At 68.7% G+C, this 22,470-nt stretch carries 14 protein-coding genes, 1 tRNA gene and 1 pseudogene (1 of these 16 running past the window's edge); 5 read left to right on the forward strand and 11 right to left on the reverse strand.

Annotation, left to right across the window (positions count from 1 at the left end; genetic code table 11):
• Both ABS52_01620 and ABS52_01625 read right to left on the reverse strand, forming a co-directional pair.
• A pseudogene (locus ABS52_01620) lies at window positions 1-699 on the reverse strand (hypothetical protein) (it extends 39 nt beyond the left edge of the window).
• Between the two features lie 81 nt (window positions 700-780).
• Entirely contained in the window at window positions 781-1,248 is a 468-nt protein-coding gene (locus tag ABS52_01625; protein ODT04879.1) for a hypothetical protein, read from the reverse strand.
• Window positions 1,249-1,350: 102 nt separating this feature from the next.
• Between ABS52_01625 and ABS52_01630 the strand changes: the two genes are divergently transcribed.
• Both ABS52_01630 and ABS52_01635 read left to right on the forward strand, forming a co-directional pair.
• A complete protein-coding gene (locus ABS52_01630) occupies window positions 1,351-1,548 on the forward strand; it encodes a hypothetical protein (protein ID ODT04880.1) in 198 nt (65 codons plus the stop codon).
• A 523-nt stretch (window positions 1,549-2,071) separates the two neighbouring features.
• On the forward strand, window positions 2,072-2,995 hold the full coding sequence (locus tag ABS52_01635; GenBank protein ID ODT04881.1) for a hypothetical protein: 924 nt from the start codon (window positions 2,072-2,074) through the stop codon (window positions 2,993-2,995).
• Window positions 2,996-3,218: 223 nt separating this feature from the next.
• Here ABS52_01635 and ABS52_01640 read toward each other — a convergent pair whose 3' ends face one another.
• The gene (locus tag ABS52_01640) at window positions 3,219-4,385 is read right to left on the reverse strand and encodes a cell filamentation protein Fic (GenBank protein ODT04882.1); all 1,167 of its coding nucleotides are present in this window, start codon (window positions 4,383-4,385) and stop codon (window positions 3,219-3,221) included.
• Between the two features lie 223 nt (window positions 4,386-4,608).
• On the opposite strand from ABS52_01640, the gene ABS52_01645 reads away from it, so the two are divergent.
• The 3 genes from ABS52_01645 (at window position 4,609) to ABS52_01655 (ending at window position 9,926) form a co-directional block, all read left to right on the forward strand.
• Window positions 4,609-5,604, forward strand: coding sequence for a hypothetical protein (locus ABS52_01645; GenBank protein ODT04883.1), 996 nt, complete (start codon window positions 4,609-4,611; stop codon window positions 5,602-5,604).
• Between the two features lie 732 nt (window positions 5,605-6,336).
• Window positions 6,337-7,470, forward strand: coding sequence for an arsenical-resistance protein (locus ABS52_01650; GenBank protein ODT04884.1), 1,134 nt, complete (start codon window positions 6,337-6,339; stop codon window positions 7,468-7,470).
• A 221-nt stretch (window positions 7,471-7,691) separates the two neighbouring features.
• Window positions 7,692-9,926 carry an isocitrate dehydrogenase (NADP(+)) gene (locus ABS52_01655; GenBank protein ID ODT04885.1) on the forward strand — a complete coding sequence of 745 codons (2,235 nt, stop codon included), beginning with the start codon at window positions 7,692-7,694 and terminating at the stop codon, window positions 9,924-9,926.
• Here the strand turns inward: ABS52_01655 and ABS52_01660 are convergent.
• From ABS52_01660 to ABS52_01695, 8 genes are all read right to left on the reverse strand, one after another.
• Window positions 9,904-10,353 carry a GxxExxY protein gene (locus tag ABS52_01660; protein ODT04886.1) on the reverse strand — a complete coding sequence of 150 codons (450 nt, stop codon included), beginning with the start codon at window positions 10,351-10,353 and terminating at the stop codon, window positions 9,904-9,906. The two genes, ABS52_01655 and ABS52_01660, sit on opposite strands and share 23 nt — an antisense overlap.
• A gap of 163 nt (window positions 10,354-10,516) precedes the next feature.
• Entirely contained in the window at window positions 10,517-11,419 is a 903-nt protein-coding gene (locus ABS52_01665) for a tryptophan 2,3-dioxygenase (protein ID ODT04887.1), read from the reverse strand.
• Window positions 11,416-12,690, reverse strand: coding sequence for a kynureninase (locus ABS52_01670; GenBank protein ID ODT04888.1), 1,275 nt, complete (start codon window positions 12,688-12,690; stop codon window positions 11,416-11,418). Before ABS52_01670 ends, ABS52_01665 begins: the two co-directional genes overlap by 4 nt.
• Window positions 12,691-13,177: 487 nt before the next feature.
• Window positions 13,178-15,799 carry a magnesium-translocating P-type ATPase gene (locus ABS52_01675; protein ID ODT04889.1) on the reverse strand — a complete coding sequence of 874 codons (2,622 nt, stop codon included), beginning with the start codon at window positions 15,797-15,799 and terminating at the stop codon, window positions 13,178-13,180.
• 407 nt (window positions 15,800-16,206) lie between these two features.
• Window positions 16,207-16,279, reverse strand: a tRNA-Phe gene (locus ABS52_01680).
• A 45-nt stretch (window positions 16,280-16,324) separates the two neighbouring features.
• Window positions 16,325-19,633 (reverse strand): cation transporter, encoded by a 3,309-nt coding sequence (locus tag ABS52_01685; GenBank protein ID ODT04890.1) that lies wholly within the window; start codon window positions 19,631-19,633, stop codon window positions 16,325-16,327.
• Between the two features lie 10 nt (window positions 19,634-19,643).
• Entirely contained in the window at window positions 19,644-21,014 is a 1,371-nt protein-coding gene (locus tag ABS52_01690; GenBank protein ID ODT04891.1) for a hypothetical protein, read from the reverse strand.
• On the reverse strand, window positions 21,011-22,249 hold the full coding sequence (locus ABS52_01695; protein ID ODT04892.1) for a hypothetical protein: 1,239 nt from the start codon (window positions 22,247-22,249) through the stop codon (window positions 21,011-21,013). The genes ABS52_01690 and ABS52_01695 overlap by 4 nt, the downstream gene beginning before the upstream one ends.
• Window positions 22,250-22,470 lie beyond the last annotated feature (221 nt).

Consider the following 22,470-nt stretch of genomic DNA (forward strand, 5'->3'; position numbering starts at 1 on the left):
CCCCTCCCCCCCCTCCGGCCCCCCCCCATAAAACGCCTCCCCCACGCCCCCCGCAATCGCCGCCTGCGTATCCGCATCCCCGCCTAACGACACCGCCAGCCGCACCGCCTCTTCCCACGACGTCGACTCCAGGAACGCGATCAGCGCCTCCGGAACCGACCCCTGGCACGACACGTCGAACCGGTACGACGGGCGGATCTCGGCCACCGTGCGATCGAGGTCGTACCCGAAGCGCCCGCTGATCTCCTCGCGGATCCCCGCCTTCGGCACCCCCGTGCGCGCCAGGTACACCGCCAGCGCCACCGCTTGCGCCCCGCGAATCCCCTCCGGGTGATCGTGCGTGACCATCGCGCTCCTCGCCGCCTCGGCCAGCACCGCGTCGACCGAGTCGAACGCCCACCCCACCGGCGCCACCCGCATCGCCGAACCGTTCCCCCAGCTGTTGTACGGCGCCGGGTTGGGCGACCAGAGCCACTGGATGAACGACCCGCCGTACCCCGCATCGGGGTGTCGCCGACCGAACTCGCGGTACGCATCCTCGTAGGGCACCCCGGTGAGTATCGCGTGCGCGGTCGCGCAGGTGAGCACCGTGTCGTCGGTGTAGCGGCTGTGCGGGTGCCGCATCCGTATGCGCGTCGACTTCTTGGGGTGGTGCTCATACACCGACCCGATGATGTCACCGGCGATCACGCCGATCATGTGGCGCTCCCGGTAAGCCTCACGTTATGCCTGCTCGCACGTACGCCCATCGGGGCTGGCAGTGGCACCTCCGTGCAAGTCTCAACAGCCATAGTGCTTCAGCATCGTCTTCGCGTCCAGAACCTCATCCGTCCAACACAGCGGCTTCCGCCCCTGCCGCCGAAAGGCGATGACGGCGCCAGGACTCCCGGTCTCGGCGAGGTTCTTAGCGACACGGCGGCGGAACGATGCCTCGGCCGCCGCTTCGGTCATGCATCCGACAGTCCATAGCCGGCCATGATACAGGAAGGAGCAAACGAGCTCCGCAACGACGTACGGGCGCTGCTTCGAGGCCTTTCTCCGGCTCCGCATGATCTGACTGGGGTGTGGATTGAAGTCCCTGAGGTGGTAGTGCTTCTCCGTCTGGCGATCGTAACTGGGTGCGTGGTCCTCCCTCGACTTCCTCACAATCGCGCCCTCCCGCTTCGTGGCAGCCCCGCTGCCCCCAGTTCCTGAAGCGCCGCCACGATCGCCGTTGCCGACCCCCCCATACTCCAACTCGCACCCCACTGTATCGGCCACGAATAGCCGCTGCCGTCCAGCGCACGCCGTACGGCGCCGTGCCCAACCAGAAAGCCGCCCGTGCGCCGCGTCACCACTTGTGCGCAGCCGATGCAGATGCCGGACATGTGCCCGATCGACAGCATCCCCCCGAAGCTCACCATCAATGCCATGGCGCCGCACGTGGGGCACGACGAGCGCGCGTCTTCCCACCAGTTCCAGACCAGCAGCAGCGCACCAAGCCGCGTCGGCGCTGGTCTAGCCGGCACCAGGATGCTGGAGAAGTGTTCCGCAAGCGGCCCGCGGTAGCGCGCCATCTCTCGCAGGATGCGCGCACGACTTGGCTGGCGCCGATCGACCGCCTGCCAGGGATGCAGGACGGACGGCGTGAGGTTCGGGAATTCGTCGGTGAGGTCGCTCATGGCCCGTTTCGATGAGGTGAGACCGCCTCATTCGCACATGGCTCCGGATGATGCATCCGGCCGGCTGGGCCACCGTCACAGGCGACGGATTGGCGAACGGGTCATCGAGCCGGGGCTCTCGCCGTTCTCTTCATGCTGGCCACCGAGGCGGAGGCGGCCGAGAACCATTCTAGCGTCGAATGGCGTCTTCGCGCAAGGCGCCGGGGGGTGGGTATCCAACTTTGCCCAGCAGGGAGTACTGTCGGAGGGTATCGCCATCTTCCCTCGCATGGTGGACGGAACGTTCACTGGGCGCATATCGTGTTGTCCTCAGTGCCGGATAGAGTCAGTATGATCGCTTCAAAGCATTAGGTAACCCGCGAGGTCACCAGATGAACCACCTCGTTTCTCGCGCGTCACGAGTATCCACCGTGGCGCGCCCGGTCCTCGATGCGCCCCCGGTGCTCATCACGGAGTTCCGTGTCGAGCTGGATCTCGCGAGTCCCAGTCACCTTCCGGCCGATGCGCTGCCCTCGACGTACACGAGCAAGCCGCTCGTGCTCATCGAAGGCGCGAGCCTCTTCGGCGAACTCGCCATCGTGAGGCTGCTGCAGAAGGATGGATGGGGCGGCGTTTGGGTCGACACGTTCCACAGCAGCGCGCAACACCAGCTGTTCTGGGACGACATGCCGCATCGAGCAGCACCGTTCGGTCTGCAACAGGTGCCTCTGGCACGCGGCATCTACGACCGGATCGTTGCGGCGCGCGGCGGCAGACGGGGCGGGTTCTTCGACGTCCTCGCCTGGCGAGGCGACGAACTCGCCTTCATCGAATACAAGGGGCCGGGCGACAGGCCGAACAGGAACGAGCCCGCGTGGCTTGCGGCCGCTTTGTCATGCGGCGTCGCGCCGGCCCAGCTGTTCTGTGTCTCGGCCACGTTCGCGGGAACCGCGCTGCCGCAAGCTCGCGACAGGCGCAACCGCGTGCCGAAGGCTTCGCCCTCGCGAGGGTCCGCGGATACTGCCGGTACGATCGGAGTCGTACCGACTTTCCCCTCATCCAGGACACCGACGATGAGCCAGAAAAAGGAACCCGTCCACCGTCGCAAGATCAGTAGCGCACTGCAGGCGACCCACGGCTGGTCGGTTCGTACGAACGTCGACGGCTACGTGGAAGTCACGCCGCCACGAGGGGCGCGCGATGATGCCTTCGCCGCACAGGTACGGGCGGCCGTCACGGCGCTCGGATACGAACCGCAGGTCTCGTGGTTCCGGCGATCCGATGGCACGCACTGCGTCCGCGTCCGGACGCCCGAGACCATCGCGCAGATCGACCGGGGACGTCATCGCGTGTGAACCACGGGATTGGGTGTTCCATCACGTGGCATCGAGCGTTTCCACTCCATCAGGCGACCGACTTCCGCTCTGCCCTCTCTCTTGCGACAACCAGATGCCCCACCTCCTGATCGGCTTCGACTCCGCCTGGACACCCACCAACGAAGGCGCCATCGTCGCCGCCCTCCGGCACGACGACGGCACCTTTCCGCACGCCGCCGCCGATTCCGGGCTTCCGTCACCATCAACCGTCTGCAAACAACCGCACGTACGGCTCATACCTGAACCGCCTGTTTCGCGCGAAGCCCGTCACCTCAGTGAGTATCCCGAGCTGCTCGAACCTGGCAATGAGCGTGTTGGCCGCCGCGAACGAGGTGCCGTTCAACGACGCGACGTCGGCCACGGCAACGATCGGCTTGTTGTACAGCATCTCCAGTACACGGTGCCCATTGCCCGCGGCGCGACCCAGGTACTCGGTAATGGCCGTCCGGTGTGCTTCGCGCATGAGCAGGATCTGCCGCGCCGTCGCCGTCGCCTCGGCGCTGACCTCCGCCAAGCCGCGCAGGAAGAATTGCAGCCAGCCCTCCCAATCCCCTGCGTCGCGCACTCGCTGCAGGCGATCGTAGTATTCGCCGCGATAGCGTCGAAACCAGTGCGAAAGGTAGAGCACCGGCTTGTGCAGGATGCCACCCTCCGTCAGGAGGAAGGTGATCAGCAGTCGTCCCACGCGTCCGTTGCCATCGAGAAACGGGTGAATCGTCTCGAACTGCGCATGAGCGAGCCCGATCTTCACCAGCGCCGGCAGCCCGTCGTCTCGATGGAGGAAGGTCTCGAGGGCTCCCATGGCGCCGGGGACCATGTCCGGCGGCGGCGGGACGAACGTGGCGTCGGCCAGCATCGCTCCCATCGGTCCGATCCAATTCTGGGAGCTACGCAGCTCGCCTGACGTCAGGTGCCCGCCTCGCACCCCCTGCATCAGTTGCGCGTGAATTTCGCGGATCAGCCGCACCGACACCGGAAGCTCCGAGAGTCGCTTCAGTCCTCTGTTCATCGCTGTCACGTAGTTCACGACCTCGTCGACATCGCGGGGCCGCTCCCCCGCCCCCACCAGGTTCGCCTCCGCCGCCAGCAGGTCCTGGAGTGAACTCTGTGTCCCTTCGATCTGGCTCGAAAGCACTGCCTCCTTCCGAACGTACATGAAGACGAACAGGTCGGGATTGGGCAGGGTGAGCACGGAGCCATCCAGCCGTCCAAGCGCTCGATCCGCGTCCGACAGGAGTGTCCGCAGATCCCCGGTCAGATCGACCGGCGGAACCGGCGGAAGTGGAGCCGGAACGAAGGCCCGGTAGCCCGCCGGCTGCCGGACGTACACCCCTGCCCGGCTCGATCGCCCGCTCGTCTGGTTCTCCATGTGAAAGGCAGCCCTCAGTACAAGGTCAAGCGGCGCCTGTGTTATTGCCACACGATAATATAAACGCGAGACTCCCCCGTGTCGAACCCTGCCTTGAACAAGACACCAACGGCGGCGACCGACACCTCATCGGCGCCCCGTCACCCCGCAGCCAATCCTTCCGGCCGAGCGGACGCCCGTCTATCGTCTCACCAACGCTGCGTACGCCGCCGCCGTCGAGCCCATGCCTCCCCCTCCCCGCCCCCCTCGCCCCCCAGGCGTCCAATCCATCCTCGACGAGATCGCCCAGCGCCCCGGCGGCTTCGCCTCCCTCGACGCCCTCAACCACCACCTCGCCCGTCGCATGCAGGAGTACAACGCGACGCCGCAGCCCGAGCTGGGCGGGCTCTCCCCAATCCAGGTGCAGCAGCTCCTCACCGGCGACTGGGCCACCACCGGCGCGCTGCGCGTGGCCGACGACGCGTCACTCGAGGAGCTGCACCACGTCCCCTTCCTCGCCGACGCCCGCGCGCTGATGCGCTACGTCGCCCAGCACGCGCCGGTCAAGCTCACCAGCCTCGGCAACCTCTCGCGCGCCGCAGTGGCGGCGCTGGTGCCGCAGTTGCGCATGGTCGCCGACGAGGATGATGAAGCGGACGAAGAGGGGAACGCGCCGCTCCCCCCCTTCCCCATCCGCAACGAGGGCGACGCCCTCTGGCTCGGCATCCTGCGGCACGTCCTCCTCTTCGCCAAGCTGCTCGCCAGGCGCAAGGGACTCGTCCTCACCAAGCGCGGACAGCAGCTGCTCGACGACGGCCAGGCCGGGGCGCTGTACGCCCTCCTCTTCCGGACCTTCTTCCGGCAGTTCGACCTGCGCTTCCTGTGCAACGACGACCGGCACCCGCGGCTGCAGCAGACTCTCGCCTGGTCGTTCTACCAGCTGGGCCGCGCCGGGAACGAGTGGGCCTCCGCCGAGTCGCTGGCGGCGCGCGCCTGGCTCGACAGCGCACGCGACCCGATGGACGCGCGCGACCGCGAGTTCGGCGACATGCGCCACTGGGCCTTCCAGCGGCGCGTGTTGCAGCCGCTGGTGATGTTCGGGTTGCTCGAACGGCGACGCGAACCCGGGACCAAGCGGTGGGAGTATCGCTGGGAGTTCCGTCCGGCGGCACGGTTCGAGCGCGTGCTGCGGTTCGAGTTCCAGGGCGGCGGGAGGGGCGACCTGTTCCTGATGCGGTAGCGGCGACGAGTGGCGGGCATGATTCACCGCATGAACTCGTCGAAGAGCGGCACCGTGAAGATCGTATCCCAGGTGGCGAGTGTAGCGGAAACTGATAATCTCGCTGATCTCGCTATGATTCCGTCTCTTTTCGCCCTCCCCTCGAAGTCGGTCATCAGCGGCACCACGTCGCCAACACCAGGCGGCATGTAGCGATGATCACCTCGTCCTGGTCCTTGAGCACCGTTTCGCCTACACGACAAGCCCGACGTGTATAGGAATCCCGATTTCCTGTACACGTCACCCCCGACGCCTATAGCAGACGGGCATTTGCTCAGGCGACCCCCCGCCCCCTCGGCGCATGCAGCGCCTCCGCCACCACCTGCGGATTCCGCGCCGCCACCTTGAGCAGCGCCAGCGCCGGACCGTCCGGCGTGCGCCGCCCCTGCTCCCAGTTGCGCAGCGTCGCGACGCTCACGCCGATCCTGGGCAGGCGTCAGGTCGCCTTGCTCGCTCTTCTTGGCTCTCGATGGTGCGCAAGGGGAGTGTACGCCAATGGCGTAGTAGGGTCACCTCGAGCGGCCCACCATCATCCGTCTGTTGCTCGTCGTACCACGCGTCTGCGAATGGCGTGAACGCTGCGATGCGACCCCCGCGCCCAACGCGCGTCAGGCTTTCCACCCCCCACCTTCCGCCACTTCGCCGCTGCCCCGTCACGTCCGCGCATCGACATTCGATGCTGGACATGCCCACATGACCACCACTTCCCCCACCCCCGCCGAGCAGCCGCTCCTCCAGCGCCTCTCGACCCTCGACCGCTTCCTCCCCCTCTGGATCTTCGCCGCCATGGGGCTCGGCCTCCTCCTCGGCCGCCTCTACCCCGGCCTCGGCGCCGCCCTCGACCGCGTCCAGCTGGCCGGCGTCTCGGTCCCCATCGCCGTCGGACTCCTGTGGATGATGTACCCCGTCCTCGCCAAGGTCCGCTACGAAGCCATCGGCGAGCACGCCCGCGACACGCGCCTCCTCGGCACCTCGCTGGTGCTCAACTGGGTCGTCGGCCCGCTCGTCATGCTGGCCCTGGCGTGGATCTTCCTCCCCGACCTCCCCGCGTATCGCAACGGCCTCGTCCTCATCGGCCTCGCCCGCTGCATCGCCATGGTCCTCATCTGGAACGCCCTGGCCTGCGGCTCCGGCGAACTCGCCGCCGTCCTCGTCGCCCTCAACTCGGTCTTCCAGATCCTCACCTACTCGGTCCTCGGCTGGCTCTTCCTCACCGTCGTCCCGGGGTGGTTCGGCGCCGAGTCTGCGGTGCTCGACGTGACCATGGGCCAGATCGCCAAAAGCGTCGGGATCTTCCTCGGGATCCCGCTCGTCGCCGGCTACCTCACCCGCAAGCTCCTCGTCGCCCGCAAGGGGGCGGCATGGTATGACGGCGTCTTCATCCGCCGGATCGGCCCCACCGCGCTCCTCGGGCTCCTCTACACCATCGTCCTGATGTTCGCCATGCAGGGGCACCGCATCCTCGAGCTCCCCCTCGACGTGCTGCGCATCGCGCTCCCCCTCCTGGTCTACTTCGTCGTGATGTTCGGCTTCGCCTTCTGGCTCTCGCGCCGCCTCGGCTTCGACTACCAGAGCACCGCCTCGCTCTCCTTCACCGCCGCCGGCAACAACTTCGAGCTGGCCATCGCCGTCGCCGTCGCCACCTTCGGCATCGGCTCGGGCGAAGCGCTCGCCGCCGTCGTCGGCCCCCTCATCGAGGTCCCGGCCCTCATCGGGCTCGTCTACCTCTCGCTCTGGGCGGGGCGGCGATGGTTCGGCTTCGACCCCGCCGCCGCCGCGCCCCGCCGTTCGCCCCCCGACCTGCGCGCCGGGAGAGCCGTCTCGTGAGAGCGCGCGCCGCCAGGCGCCCTGCAACGGATCCCGCTCCGGTCACAGGACGCTCGTTCAGGATCGGACGCCTCGAGGCATGCCCGAACGACCCAATGCCGCGGGCGGCACCGCTGTAGTTTGGACCAAGGCTGCGGTGTCGGTCCATTTTGCCTCGTCCAGTGGACCGCCACAGCCGCGCCCCACCTGTGCCCCACGCGCCGCCCATCAACGCTCCGACCATGACCCAGCCCTCCACCATCATCTGGACCCAAATCGACGAGGCGCCCGCCCTGGCGACCTTCTCGCTCCTCCCCATCGTCCAGGCCTTCACCGCCGGCTCCGGCGTCACGGTCGAGACCCGCGACATTTCGCTCGCCGGGCGCATCCTCGCCAACTTCCCCGACTTCCTCACCCCCGAGCAGCGCATCCCCGACCACCTCGCCGCCCTGGGCGAGCTGGCCACCAGGCCCGACGCCAACATCATCAAGCTCCCCAACATCTCGGCGTCGATCCCGCAGCTCAAGGAAGCCATCGCCGAGCTGCAGGCGCACGGCTACGCGGTCCCCGACTATCCCGAGTCGCCGGCCACCGACGCCGAGAAGGCCATCGCCGCGCGCTACGCCAAGGTCCTCGGCTCCGCCGTGAACCCCGTCCTCCGCGAGGGGAACTCCGACCGCCGCGCCCCGCTCTCGGTCAAGGCGTTCGCCAAGAAGAACCCGCACAAGCTCGGCCCCTGGTCCAGGGACTCCAGGTCGCACGTCGCCCACATGACCGACGGCGACTTCTACGGGAGCGAGACCTCCGTCACCCTCCCCGCGGCCACCAGCGCCCGCATCGAGTTCGTGGCAGCTGACGGCGCCGTGAACGTCCTCAGGAAGGGGATCGCGCTCGAGGCGGGCGAGATCTTCGACACCGCCGTGATGCGCGCCTCGGCGCTCCGCGACTTCTACGCCCGCCAGATCGCCGACGCCAAGGCCAGCGGCCTCCTCCTCTCGCTGCACCTCAAGGCGACGATGATGAAGGTCTCGGACCCCGTCATGTTCGGGCACGCGGTGACGGTCTTCTTCCAGGACGTCTTCGCGAAGCACGCCGGGACCTTCAAGGCGTTGGGCGTGAACCCGCGCAACGGGCTGGGCGACGTGTACGCGAAGATCGCCACCCTCCCCGAGGCGCAGCGCAAGGAGATCGAAGGCGACATCGCCGCCACCTATGCCACCCGCCCGGCGCTGGCGATGGTCGACTCCGACAAGGGGATCACCAACCTCCACGTCCCCAACGACGTCATCATCGACGCCTCCATGCCCGTCGTGATCCGCGACAGCGGCAGGATGTGGGGCCCCGACGGCAAGCTGCACGACACCAAGGCCCTCGTCCCCGACCGCTCCTACGCCGAGCTCTATCAGGCCGTCTTCGACGACTGCCGCGAGCACGGCGCCTACGACCCGCGCACCATGGGCGACGTCCCCAACGTGGGGCTCATGGCGCAGAAGGCCGAGGAGTACGGCTCGCACGACAAGACCTTCATCGCCACTGGGAACGGCGTGATCCGCGTGGTCGACGAGAACTCCGGCGCCACGTTGTTGCAGCAGGCGGTGGAGGAAGGCGACATCTTCCGCGGCTGCCAGACCAAGGACCTCCCCATCCGCGACTGGGTCAAGCTCGCCGTCCGCCGCGCCCGCGCCACCGGCGCCCCGGCCGTCTTCTGGCTCGACCGCAACCGCGCCCACGACCGTGAAGTGATCGCCAAGGTCGAGCGCTACCTGAAGGATCACGACACCACGGGGCTCGACATCCGCATCCTCTCCCCCGTGGAGGCGATGAAGTTCTCCCTCCAGCGCATCCGCGAGGGGAAGGACACCATCTCGGTGACCGGGAACGTCCTCCGCGACTACCTCACCGACCTCTTCCCCATCCTCGAGATCGGGACCTCGGCCAAGATGCTGTCGATCGTCCCGCTCCTCGCCGGCGGCGGCCTCTTCGAAACCGGCGCCGGCGGCTCGGCCCCCAAGCACGTGCAGCAGTTCCAGGAGGAGGGCTACCTGCGCTGGGACTCGCTGGGCGAGTTCTCCGCGTTAGGCGCCTCGCTGGAGCACGTGGCCCTCACCACGGGGAACGCGAAGGCCGGCGTCCTCGCCGACACCCTCGACCAGGCAATCGGGAAGTTCCTCGACACCAACAAGTCGCCGGCGCGCAAGGTGGGCCAGATCGACAACCGCGGCTCGCACTTCTACCTCGCCCTGTACTGGGCCCAGGCCCTCGCGGCTCAGGACAAGGACGCCGAGCTCACGGCACGCTTCACCCCGGTGGCCAAGGCACTCGCCGACAACGAGGCCACCATCAACGCCGAGCTGATCGCCGCGCAGGGGAAGCCCGTCGACATGGGAGGCTATTACCAGCCCGACGTCGCGAAGACGAGCGCCGCCATGCGCCCGAGCTCGACCTTCAACGCCATCATCGACGGATTGCGGAAGTAGTATCCGTCGAGGAAACACCAATGGTCAACGGCCGGGCACCATGCTCCCAGCCGTTGACCATTCGCTTTATCCCGTTGCGCAGGTGCAAGCTGTGGAAGTTGAGCAGCAGCCCCACGCGCCGATGGGAGAGCCGGAGGTACGTCAGCAGCTGCGCCTCGTGCACCGGGTGGAGCTGCGTGACCCCCTTCACCTCCACGATGATCTCGTCGTCCACGAGCAGGTCGAGCCGATACGCCACCTCCAGCTCGATCCCGTCATAGACCAGCGGCACCGGCACCTGCACCCGCACCGCGAGCCCCCGCTTCCGCAGCTCGTGCGCCAAACACGTCTCATACGTCGACTCGAGCAGCCCCGGCCCGAGAACGGAGTGCACCCGCATCGCCGCCTCGATGATGGGCCCCGTCCTCTCCCAAAACTTTCTCTCCATCCCCTCCGTGCCTCCGTGCCCCCCCGTGATAAATCCCCGCGTACAGCCGCCCGCCCCGCAACGAGTCTACCCCACGACCGTCACCCAAACGTCACGTGGCCAGCACCAGCGCGCGGATATTCAACACGGAGGAGACACGGAGGCACGGAGGGACACGGAGGAACTACAGATCCGTCCGCAGCTTCCAGAGCTCCGGAAACAGCACCACATCCAGCATCTTCCGCAGGTACCCCACCCCGCTCGTCCCCCCCGTCCCCCGCTTGAAGCCGATGATCCGCTCCACCGTCGTCACGTGCCGGAAGCGCCATAGGCGGAATGCATCCTCCAGGTCCGTCAGCTCCTCCCCCAGCTGGTACAGGTCCCAGTAGCGTGACGGGTCGCGGTACACCGCCAGCCACGCCTGCTCCACCTCGTCGCTCGCCGGGTACGCCTGCGTCCAGTCGCGCTCCAGGTGGCTGGCCGGCACCGGCAGCCCCCGGCGCGCCAGCAGCCGCAACGCCTCGTCGTACAGCGAGGGCGCCCGCCACGCCGCCTCCACGTGGGCCAGGAGGTCAAGACGGTGGGCATGCGGCTTGAGCATGGCGGCGTTCTTGTTCCCCAGCATGAACTCGATGCACCGGTACTGCCAGCTCTGGAAGCCGCTGCTGTTCGAGAGATAGGGGCGGATCGCCGAGTACTCCGGCGGCGTCATCGTCGCCAGCACGTCCCACGCGTGCACCAGCTGCTCCATGATCTTGCTCACCCGCGCCAGCATCTTGAACGCGCTCCCCAGCTCGTCGCGCGTGATGCAGCTGACGGCCGCCGACAGCTCGTGCAGCATCAGCTTCATCCACAGCTCGCTCGTCTGGTGCTGGATGATGAACAGCATCTCGTTGTGGTCGGGCGACAACGGATGCTGGGCGGTGAGCACGGTGTCGAGCTTGAGGTAGTCCCCGTAGCTCATGTCCCGGCTGAAGTCGAGCTTGGCCCCCTCGTCGGCGACGATCTGCTCGCCGGTGGCGGGATGGGTCGTCCCGGGCGTGCCGCTCTCGGGCTCCTGGCCTGCGCGATGGTGCAATCCGGTCATGTGACTGCTCCCCTCTGGTGGAAGCGCGCCTCCTGCCATTCACCGGTGGCCAGCACCTGGCGCAGGTGCTCCACCGCGTCCCACACATCGACGAAGCGGGTGTACAGCGGGGTGAAGCCGAAGCGCAGGATGTCCGGCGCGCGGAAGTCGCCGATCACCCCGCGCGCGATGAGCGCCTGCATGACGGCATAGGCCCCCTCGGCGCGGGCGAACGACACCTGGCTCCCGCGCCGCGAGTCCTCGCGCGGTGTCACCAGCGCCAGCCCGTGCCCCGCGCAGCGCGACTCCACCAGCGCCATGAAGTGATCCGTCAGCTGCAGCGACTTGGCCCGTAGCGCCACCATCCCCCCCAGCGGCTCGGCGGCCAGCACCGTCTCCACCCCGCACGCCAGCGCCGTCAGGCTCAGCACCGGTGGCGTCCCGCAGGCAAAGCGCCCGACGCCAGCGGCGGGGCGATACTCCGGCGTGAACTCGAACGGCGCCGCGTGCCCGAACCACCCCGACAGCGGCTGCCACACCCCCTCACGCGCCATCCGTTGCAGCTGGCGCGGATGCGCCCACAGGAACGCCGGCGCCCCGGGCCCGCCGTTGAGGTACTTGTAGCCGCACCCTACCGCGAAGTCAGCGTCGGCGCCGGCCAGGTCGACCGGCACCGCCCCCGCCGAGTGGGCCAGGTCCCAGATGGCGAGCGCCCCGCACCCGTGCGCCGCCGCGGTCAGCGCCGGCATGTCGTGCATCCGCCCCGTGCGGTAGTTCACGTGCGTCAGCATCAGGATCGCCAGCCGGTCGTCGAGCCACGCCGCGATCTCGTCCGGCTCCACCAGCTGCAACGTGAAGCCGTGCTGCGCCGCCAGGCTTTGGGCGATGTACAGGTCGGTCGGGAAGTTGCTCCGCTCCGACACGATGGTCCGCCGCCGCGCGTCGCCAGCGGACGTCACCAGCGCCATCGCGCTCGCCAGCACCTTGTACAGGTTCACCGACGTCGAGTCCCCCACCAGCACCTCCCCCGCGCTCGCGCCGATGAGCCGCGCAATCTTGGCCGCGATCCGCTCGGGCAGCGTCACCCACCCCGCCGTGTTCCAGCTCCGGATCAGCCCCGTCCCCCACTCGTCGGCGATCGCCCCCTGCACCCGCCCCGCCGTGGCGACCGGAAGCGCGCCCAGCGAGTTGCCGTCCAGGTAGATGACCCCGTCCGGGAGCGTGAAGAGCGCCCGGAGCGGCGCCAGCGGGTCGCGCGCGTCGAGCGCGAGGGCGTCGGAGCGGTCGAGCATGAAGGGGTGGCGGCCCCGCAGGGGCGATGGGCGGTCAGGGGAACGCGGCCCCTAACATAGCCGTCGGCCGCAGGGGGCGCGATGTCATTGGCCGTTGCGCCACGGCACCTCGCCGGCACCCTGACCTGCGCCGCCCGCGCCGTGCACCTGGGGCGCACGAGGAGGGCGTCCTGCAGGTGGTTGAGGTAGGCGTGGAGCGTGTCCTTCCCGAAGGGACAGATATCTAGGATTTGTCCCTCCACGAATTACGAGACGAACGGGGCGCATGCCGAATCGTCGAACAGGATGGGAAGCGTCCCTTGCACCTCGGATCGCCTCTCCAAGGAGCCCGCAGTACCAGCGGCCCAGGACACCGGCACGAGCGTGGTTTGCGCAGGAAGAGGCGCGAGTGCCAAGCTGACTCGGGGCGGTCGAGGGCGAGGCGGTCACCGTTGCGGCGCTGGCCCACCCCGGGGCCTGCGTCCGGGCAGACGCGCGCCCGCGCCCGTCACAGCCAGCTCCCGAAGCGCCGGATGTACCACCCCTTCGTCAGCTGCACGAGCCCCGCATAGGCCAGCAGGATGAGTGCCAGCCACGCGAAGTAGATCGGAGGGAGCGCCTGCAATCCAAGCCTGGTCCCGAACGGCGTGTACGGGATCAGCACCCCCGTGGCGATGATCGCGCTCGTGAGCGCCAGCACCGGCCACGCGGCACGGCTCTGGACGAACGGGACCTTGGCGGTGCGGATCATGTGGACGATGAGCGTCTGCGTAGCGAGCGACTCCACGAACCATCCCGTCTGGAAGAGTGACTGGTGCGCGCTGGCGTTCGCCCCGAAGACGAACCACATCAGCGCGAAGGTGAGCAGGTCGAAGACGGAGCTCGTGGGGCCGATGTACGCCATGAACCGCCCGATGTCGTCGGCGCGCCATTTCCGGGGGATCGTCAGGTACTCCGGATCCATCGCGTCCCACGGGATCGACGTCTGCGACAGGTCGTAGAGCAGGTTCACCGTCAGCAGCTGGATCGGGAGCATCGGCAGGAACGGGAGGAAGGCGCTCGCCACCAGCACGCTGAGGACGTTCCCGAAGTTCGAACTCGCCGTCATCTTGATGTACTTGATGGTGTTGCCGAAGGTCTTGCGACCCTCGAGCACCCCCTCCTCGAGCACCATCAGGCTCTTCTCGAGCAGGATGATGTCGGCCGACTCCTTGGCGATGTCGACCGCCGAGTCGACGGAGATCCCCACGTCGGCCTCGCGCAGGGCGCCGGCGTCGTTGATCCCGTCGCCCATGAAGCCCACGGTGTGCCCGAGCGCGCGCAGCGCCCGGACGATACGCACCTTGTCGTCAGGCGTGAGCTTGGCGAAGACGATCCCGCGGTCGGCCACCGTGCCTAACGCCTGCTCGTCGAGCCCGGCCAGGTCGGGGCCGAGAACGATGGCGCCGGCATCGAGCCCCACGTCGTGGCAGGTCTTCCGCGTCACCACGTCGTTGTCGCCGGTCAGGATCTTCACCGCGACGCCGTGCTGCGCCAGCGCCCGCAGCGCCGGCGCCGCCGAGTCCTTCGGCGGGTCGAGGAAGCCCATGAAGCCGGCCAGCACCAGCTCGCACTCGTCGCGCACCGCGTAGGGGCCGTGCGTCGGCTCGAAGTCGCGATAGGCGACCGCCACCACGCGGAAGCCGTCGGCGTTCAGCTCCGTCACCAGCTCCCGCGCATCCTCCAGGCGCTCCGCGTCGAGAGCGACGACCTTCTCCTCGTCGTGCACCTGCTGGCACAACGAGAGCACTTCCTCGACCGCCCCCTTGCAGATCAGCTGGTGGTGCCGGCGCTCGTGGTCGACCACCACCGACATGCGCCGGCGCGCGAAGTCGAAGGGGATCTCGTCGATCTTCCCGTATGCCTTGTCGATCGCCAGCTCGCGATGCAGGTCGCCGTGCTCCAGGATCGCGACGTCGAGGAGGTTCTTGAGCCCCGTCTGGTAGAACGAGTTGAGGTAGGCGAGCGCCAGTACCCAGTCGTCCTCCTCGCCGACCACGTTGAGGTGACGCTCGAGGACGATCTTGTCCTGCGTGAGCGTCCCCGTCTTGTCGGTGCAGAGGACGTCCATCGCCCCGAAGTTCTGGATGGAGTGCAGGCGCTTCACGATCGTCTTGTGCCGCGCCATCGCGACGGCGCCCTTGGCGAGGTTGGTCGTGACGATCATCGGAAGCATCTCGGGGGTGAGCCCGACCGCGATGGCGAGGCCGAAGAGGAGCGACTCGAGCCAGTTCCCCTTCGTGATCACGTTCAGGAGGAATACGATCGGGACCATCACCAGGATGAACCGGATGAAGAGCCAGCTCACCTTGTTGACGCCCACGTCGAATGCCGTCGGGGCGCGCTCCCCTTCCAGCCCCTTCGCCAGGCGGCCCACCATCGTCGCGCTCCCCGTGGCGAGGACGACGGCGGTGGCTGTGCCGCTGACGACGCTCGATCCCATGTAGCAGATCGTCGGGAGATCGGTGGCGGCCATCGCACTCGCCGATGGCTCCGCGCGATCGGCCTTCTCCACCGGCACCGCCTCACCGGTCAGCGCGGCCTGGCTGACGAAGACATCCTTGGCCACGAGCAGGCGGACGTCGGCGGGGATCATGTCGCCGGCCGACAGGTACACGATGTCGCCCGGCACCAGCTCGTGCATGGCGATCTCGCGCCGGCGCACCGCCGGCGCGTTCCCCGCGATGTATTCGTCGCCCGCGCGCTCGACGGTGGCATTCGTGCACACCAACGCGCGCAGCGCCTCGGCCGCCGAGTGCGACCGGTACTCCTGCACGAAGCGGAGGATGGTGCTCAGCGTAACCATCAGGGCGATGACGACGACCGCCCGCATGTCCCCGGTGATCCCCGAGACGACGGCCAGCGTCGTCACCAGCAGGTTGAACGGACTGACGAAGGCGCGGCGGAGTTGGACGTACCACGGAGGCGTCTTCTCGTGGGCGACCTCGTTGGCGCCGAACCGGGCACGGCGCGACTCCGCTTCTTCGTCAGTGATCCCCGACCGCGTGGTCTGCAGCTCGGCGAGCACCGCCTCGGCGTCGAGGCAGGCAAGGCGAGCGAGGGGCGAGTGGGCGACGTCGACGTTTGCCATCACGTGGCAATCTCGTCGCGCGACCTTGCCCCTCGATGAAGCGGGTAGGGGCAGGGCGCGGTCTGCCGTGCCCCTCCCGCGTCTGCCGCCCGCGCCGGCGCTGGCCGCTCGCATCGAATCCCGCCTCGTGCTTCGGACACCGCACTCGAGCGCCCCGAGTCTGCAGGAGACTCGGAGCGGCTTGGAGGTGTTTCCACACGGTAGGTGGCTACCCCTTGATCGGCACGCGACGACTACCGCGCTTCGCCGAAGGCGACTCAGGGTGATGGAGACGGCACGCGGACCACCAATCCGCATTCCCTGGATACCGCCCTCGGTTTGCCCCTCGACGAACGAAAAGCGCCACTGGCGTCAAGCCTGTGGCGCTTCTTGTAAGTTGTTATGAACGAAAGACTTATGCCAGCAAATGGCTAGGGACGGAATCGAACCGCCGACACGCGGATTTTCAGTCCGCTGCTCTACCAACTGAGCTACCTAGCCGCACCGCCCGGAGCCCCTTCCAAGGCCCCGAGCTAGCCTCCCAATCTACTCCCCACCGCCGGCAACAGGAACCCCTGCCCCCACCTGACCCAGCTCCCGCTCCTTCCACAACGACCAGACCGCCGGGATCACCACCAGCGTCAGCACCGTGCTCGAGATCATCCCCCCCACCATCGGCGCGGCGATCCGCTTCATCACGCTCGCCCCCGCCCCATCTCCCCACAGGATCGGAACCAGCCCCGCCATGATCGCCGTGACCGTCATCATCTTGGGACGCACACGCTCCACGGCCCCCTCCACCACCACGTCCCACAGCTCCTGGCGCGTCACCACCGCACCGCGCGCGCGCCGGGCAGCCCAGGCGTGGTCCAGGTAGATCAGCATCACCACCCCCGTCTCCGCCGCCACCCCGGCCAGCGCGATGAAGCCGATGGCCACCGCCACCGACCAGTTGTAGCCCAGCGCCCACACGAACCAGATACCGCCCACCACGGCGAACGGGAGCGAGCACATCACGATCAGCGTCTCCCCCACGCTGCGGAAGTTGAAGTACAGCAGGAGGAAGATGATGGCCAGCGTGGCCGGGATCACGACCTGCATCGTGCCCCGCGCGCGCTCCATGTACTCGTACTGCCCGCTCCACACGATGCTGTACCCGGGGGGGAGCGTCACCATGTCGCGCACCATCTGCTGCGCCTCGTGCACGTAGCTCCCGATGTCACGCCCCACCACGTCCACGTACACCCACGCGGTCGGCATCGCCCCTTCCGTGCGCACCACCATCGGCCCCGCCACCTGCTTGATCGTGGCCAGCTGCCCCAACGGCACCTGCGCCGCCGGAGCGGTCATTGCGCCTGGCGGGCTCGCCATCCCCGCTCCCGGCAACGCCCGCCCTCCCGCGCTCGCCGTCATCACCCCGCCCCCCTCCACCCCTCCCCCCGCACCGATCCCCTGGTTCACCGGGACCAGCACCGACGCCAGGCGCTCGGGCGTGTCCCGCAACTCCTGCGGATAGCGCACCCGCACACCATAGCGCTCGCGCCCCTCCACGGTCTGTGTGATCGTCATCCCCCCGATGGCCGTCGCGATGACGGTCTGGATGTCCGCCACGTTGACCCCGTGCCGCGCCGCCGCCTCCCGGTCGATGTCGATGTCGAGGTAGTAGCCCGACACGGCCCGCTCGGCGAACGCACTCCGCGTCCCCGGTATCATCTGCACCCCCTGCTCCACCTCCTTCCCCAACCGCTCCAGCGTTGCCAGGTCGGGGCCGAAGATCTTGACCCCCACCGGCGTGCGAATCCCGGTGGCCAGCATGTCGTTGCGCCCCTTGATGGGCATCGTCCACGCATTCGTCACCCCCGGCAGGCGCACCGCCGAGTCCATCGCCGCAATCAGGCGATCGGACGTCATCCCCGCCCGCCACTCCCGCTCGGGCCTGAGCGTGATCGTCGTCTCGAACATGTCGAGCCCCGCCGGATCGGTCGCCGTGTTCGCCCGCCCCGCCTTCCCCCACACGTGCGCGACCTCGGGGAACGACTTCAGGATCGCATCCTGCTGCCGCAACAGCTCGCGCGCCCGCGCGATCGGGAGCCCCGGGAGCGTCGTCGGCATGAAGAGGATCGTCTCTTCATCCAGCGGCGGCATGAACTCGCTTCCCATCCGCGTCCACGGAATCCACGTGACGATCACGGCGAGCACCCCGGCCAGGATGACGGGGCCGCGGTGTCGCAGCACCACGTCGATCACGGGACGATACAGCCGGATCAGGAGGCGATTGAGCGGGTTGGCACGCTCGCGATAGATCCGCCCGCGAATCAAGAGCCCCATGGCCACGGGGACGAGCGTCACCGACAACAGCGAAGCCGCCGCCATGGCGAACGTCTTGGTGAAGGCGAGCGGCTTGAACAGGCGCCCTTCCTGCCCCTCCAGCGTGAACACCGGGAGGAACGACACGGTGATGATGAGGAGCGAGAAGAAGAGCGCCGGCCCCACCTCCTGCGCGCTCTCCACCACGATGCGCCAGCGCTCGGCGGTGGTGAGGTGGCGCGTCGAGAAGAAGCGGCCGCCCGCCCCGTCGGCGTCCGGCCGCGCCGCATGCTCGAGATGCTTGTGCATGTTCTCGATCATCACGATGGCGGCGTCGATCATGGCGCCGATGGCGATGGCGATCCCGCCCAGCGACATGATGTCCGCCCCCACCCCCACCATGCGCATCGCGAGGAAGGCGATCAGGATCCCGATCGGGAGCGTCAGGATCGCCACCAGCGCCGACTGCGCGTGCAGCAGGAAGATGACGCACACCAGCGCCACGATGAGCGACTCCTCGAGCAGCTTCCACGTCAGGGTGTCGATGGCGTGCTCGATGAGCGCGCTCCGGTCGTAGACCGGTCGCACGACGACGCCGGGCGGCAGCCCCGACTGCACCTCCGCCAGCTTGGCCTTCACCCGCTCGATCGTCGTCAGGGCGTTCTCGCCGAATCGCATCACGACGATGCCGCCCACGGCGTCGCCTCGCCCATCCAGCTCCGCGATCCCGCGACGAATCGCGGGGCCCACCGACACGCGCCCCAGCTCCGCCACGCGAATCGGCGTCCCCGACGCCGTCGCCCCGACCACCACGTTCTCGATGTCGGCGAGCGACTTGAGGTAGCCGAGCCCGCGCACCATGTACTCGCGCTCGGACAGCTCCATCGTCATCGCCCCCACGTCGCTGTTGGCCGCCTGCAGCGCGCTCATCACGCGCGTGACGGGAATGCCGTAGGCCAGGAGCTTGGTCGGGTCGATGTCCACCTGATACTGCTTCTCGAAGCCGCCGATGCTCGCTACTTCGGCCACGCCGGGGACGGCCGTGAGGGCATAGCGGAGGTACCAATCCTGCACGCCGCGCAGCTGCGCCAGGTTCAGGCGGCCGCTGGTGTCCTCCAGGGCATACTGGTACACCCAGCCAAGCCCCGTGGCGTCGGGGCCTAACGACGGCGTGACGCTGGGCGGGAGCTTCCCCTGGATCCCGTTGAGGTACTCCAGCACGCGGCTGCGCGCCCAGTACAGGTCGGTGCCGTCCTCGAAGATGATGTAGACGAAGGAGACGCCGAAGAACGAATAGCCGCGAACCGTCTGCGCCCCGGGAACCTTGAGCATCTCCGCGGCGATGGGATACGTGACCTGGTCCTCGACGATCCGCGGTGCCTGCTCGTTGTAGTCCGCCTGCACGATCACCTGCACGTCGCTCAGGTCGGGGAGCGCCTCCAGCGGCGTGCGACGCAGCGCCTGCACTCCGGCGATGGCCAGGCCGACGGTGAAGATCGTGACGATGAGGACGTTCGCGGTCGACCAGCTGATGATGCGCTTGAGCATGGGTCCCTCCCTACTGCCGGTGCCCGGAGTGATCCATCGCCGGCATCTCGTGGCCCGCATGCGACGTATCGGCGCCCTTCGCCCTTGGCGGCGCCCCGCCCCCCGGCGTCCCCCGCGACGGCGTCTCCCGCATGGGAAGCGGCACGGGCGGCGTCTGCAGCTCCATCCCCGGCATGTTCCCCATGCCGCCCAACGCCTTGCCCAGGTTCGACTCGGCGTCCACCAGGAACGTCGCCGAGGCCACCACCGTGTCGCCGGCCGCGATCCCGCGCAGGATCTCGATGCGCTCGTCGTTGGCGCTCCCGATCGCCACCTCGCGCGGGACCAGCATCCCCGACGCCTCGCGCACGAAGACCACGTGGCGCTCGCCGGTCGAGAGCACGGCATCCCGCGGCACCGTCAGCACCTGGGGGCGCGTCGCCCCCACGATGCGAACCGTCGCGTACATCCCGGGCTTGAGCCGGGCGTCCGCGTTCGCCAGCACCACGCGCACGCGCGCCGTGCGCGTTTCCGGGCTGATGGTCGGATACACGAAGGTGATCCGCCCCATGCGATGCTCCCCGGGAAGGGCGGGGAAGTCGGCGTGCACCGTCAACCCGACGCGAACGTCTGCCAGGTCCTGTTCGAACACCTCCCCCTCCACCCACACCTCGCGAAGGTCGGCCACGCGATACAGGGCATCGCCGGCCATGACCTTCTGCCCCGCCACCACGTTCTTCTCGATCACGTAGCCGCTGGTCGGCGCGTACAGGGTGATCGACTTGCGCACCTGGCCGGACCGCTCGATCTCCCGAATCTCCGCGTCCGGCACGTCCCAGTACGCGAGGCGCCGCCGCGCCGACTCGAGCAGCTCGTCGGCATTGTTGCGCGCCCCCGCCGCGGCATCCGACAGCTTGCCCTGCAGCGACTTCGCCAGCAGCAACTCCTCCTGCGCCTGAACCAGCATCGGAGAGTACAGCGCGAACAACGGCTCCCCTGCGGCAATCGGTTGCCCGGTGGCATTCACCAGGAGGCGCTCGACCCACCCGTCGACCTTGAGGCTGATGGCACTCAGCCGCGTCTCGTCGTACGTCACCTGCCCCACGGTGCGGATGTCGTGCCCGAACGGGCCCACGTCCGCGACGGCGTAGGTCACGCCGATTCGCCGTTCCTGCTCCGGCGTGAGCATGACGGGCTGTGCCGCTCCCCCCGACGCCGCCATGGCACCGTGATCGTGTCCCCCCGCCGCCGGTGTCGGGGCGCTGGTCCCGCGGGTCGCGAAGTAGACGCCCGCGAGCGTCGCCAGCACGATCCCTCCGTAGATCGCCCCCCTGGCCACGGGGCGCGGGCCACTCGAACGCGCCCCCGCCGCATGCAAGGCGCGATTGGTCTCGCCGGTCATCGTGCACCTCCTGGTGCGGGCGCATCGCCGGGGCGACGCACGTTCGGGTTCGGCCCCGTGTCGTCGGGGGCGACGGTGTCGGGATCGAGGAGCTCGCGGGCGCTGAGCATCTCCAGCTCGGCCCACGCCTTCCCCTGCTCGGACTCGAGCGTGACCAGCTCCTGGCGGTAACGGTTCACGCTCATGCGGCTGTCGAGGAGCGTCATGAAGTCCACGCTCCCCACGCGATAGGCAGCGAGCGCCGAGGCCACGGCCGCTTCCGCTTGCGGGAGGATCTCGGTGCGATAGAGCGCGGCGAGACGCCGCGCGCGCTGCAGCGCGGCATGTGCCTCGCCCATGCGCCCCCGCGTCTCCGCGCGCATCGCGGCAAGATCCGCCGCCGCCATCTGGCGCATGGCGGCCGCCTCGCTGCGCATCTCCAGTTGGCGCGAGCGCGCGAAGACCGGGATGGAGGCGCCGATCATGAGGCTCGCCATGTGCTCGCGCCCGCCCCCGCCCATCCCGTCCAGCGCTGAGGCGCGCTGCGTGCCGTACTGGATCCCCACTTGCAGGTCGGGGATGAGCTCGCGCCGGGCCAGCGTCTCGCTCGCCTCGGCCGCGCGCACCTCCTCGACCCCTGCGCGCACCATGGGGCGCTGCCGGGTGGCGATCGAGTCCAGCCAGTCACGCGAGGGGACGGCCTCGGGAAATCGCGGCAGCTCCACACGACCCACCGGCGTCGCGGCGTCACGGTCCAGGAGCGCGTTGAGCCTGGCGGCCATGCTCACGCGCATGGCCAGCATGCGCAGCGTGTCCTCCGCCATTCGCGCAATCTCCACGTGGGCCCGCAGGACATCCGCCTGGCGTCCCTCCCCCACGCGATACATCGCCTCGGCCGTGCTGGCGACATCCTGCAGCAACCGCAGCGTCTCGCGCGCGACGTCCAGGCTCCGGTCGGTGGCCGCCAGGTCGTAGTACGCCATGGCGACCTGGCTCCGGACGTCCCACGCGGCGTCCTCCGACCTCGCGCTGGCGGCCGATGCCTGCGCCGCCGCCGCGCGCCCTGCAAGGGAGAGTTTGCCTCCCGTGGGGATCATCTGCATCAGCTGCAGCTGCGTCATCCCCACCAGGGGCATCGGCGCCAGCCCGGGCAGGGTGCGGTTCATGAAGCCGAGCTGCAGCTCCGGGTCCGGTGGCCGGCGCGCCCCGGCCACGCGCGACGCCGCCGCGCGTGCCAGCGCCTGGGCCGCCGCCACACGCGGGTTCGCCAGGCCGGCGGCGCGATAATAGTCGCCGAGTCGCTCCCCAGTCGGCGTTTGCGCCTACGCGGGGAGCGCGCGAATGGTGGCGACCAGGCAGGCCGCCCAAACATGTCGGTACATGAAATCCTGTCCTCTCGAGATCGTGCAGGGCGGAATGCCGGCACGCGGAACGAATGGCGCGCGCGCCCACGACTCAGCGTGGGCAACGGGCAGAC

This window comes from Gemmatimonadetes bacterium SCN 70-22 (assembly GCA_001724275.1).
Taxonomy (GTDB): Bacteria; Gemmatimonadota; Gemmatimonadetes; order Gemmatimonadales; family Gemmatimonadaceae; genus SCN-70-22.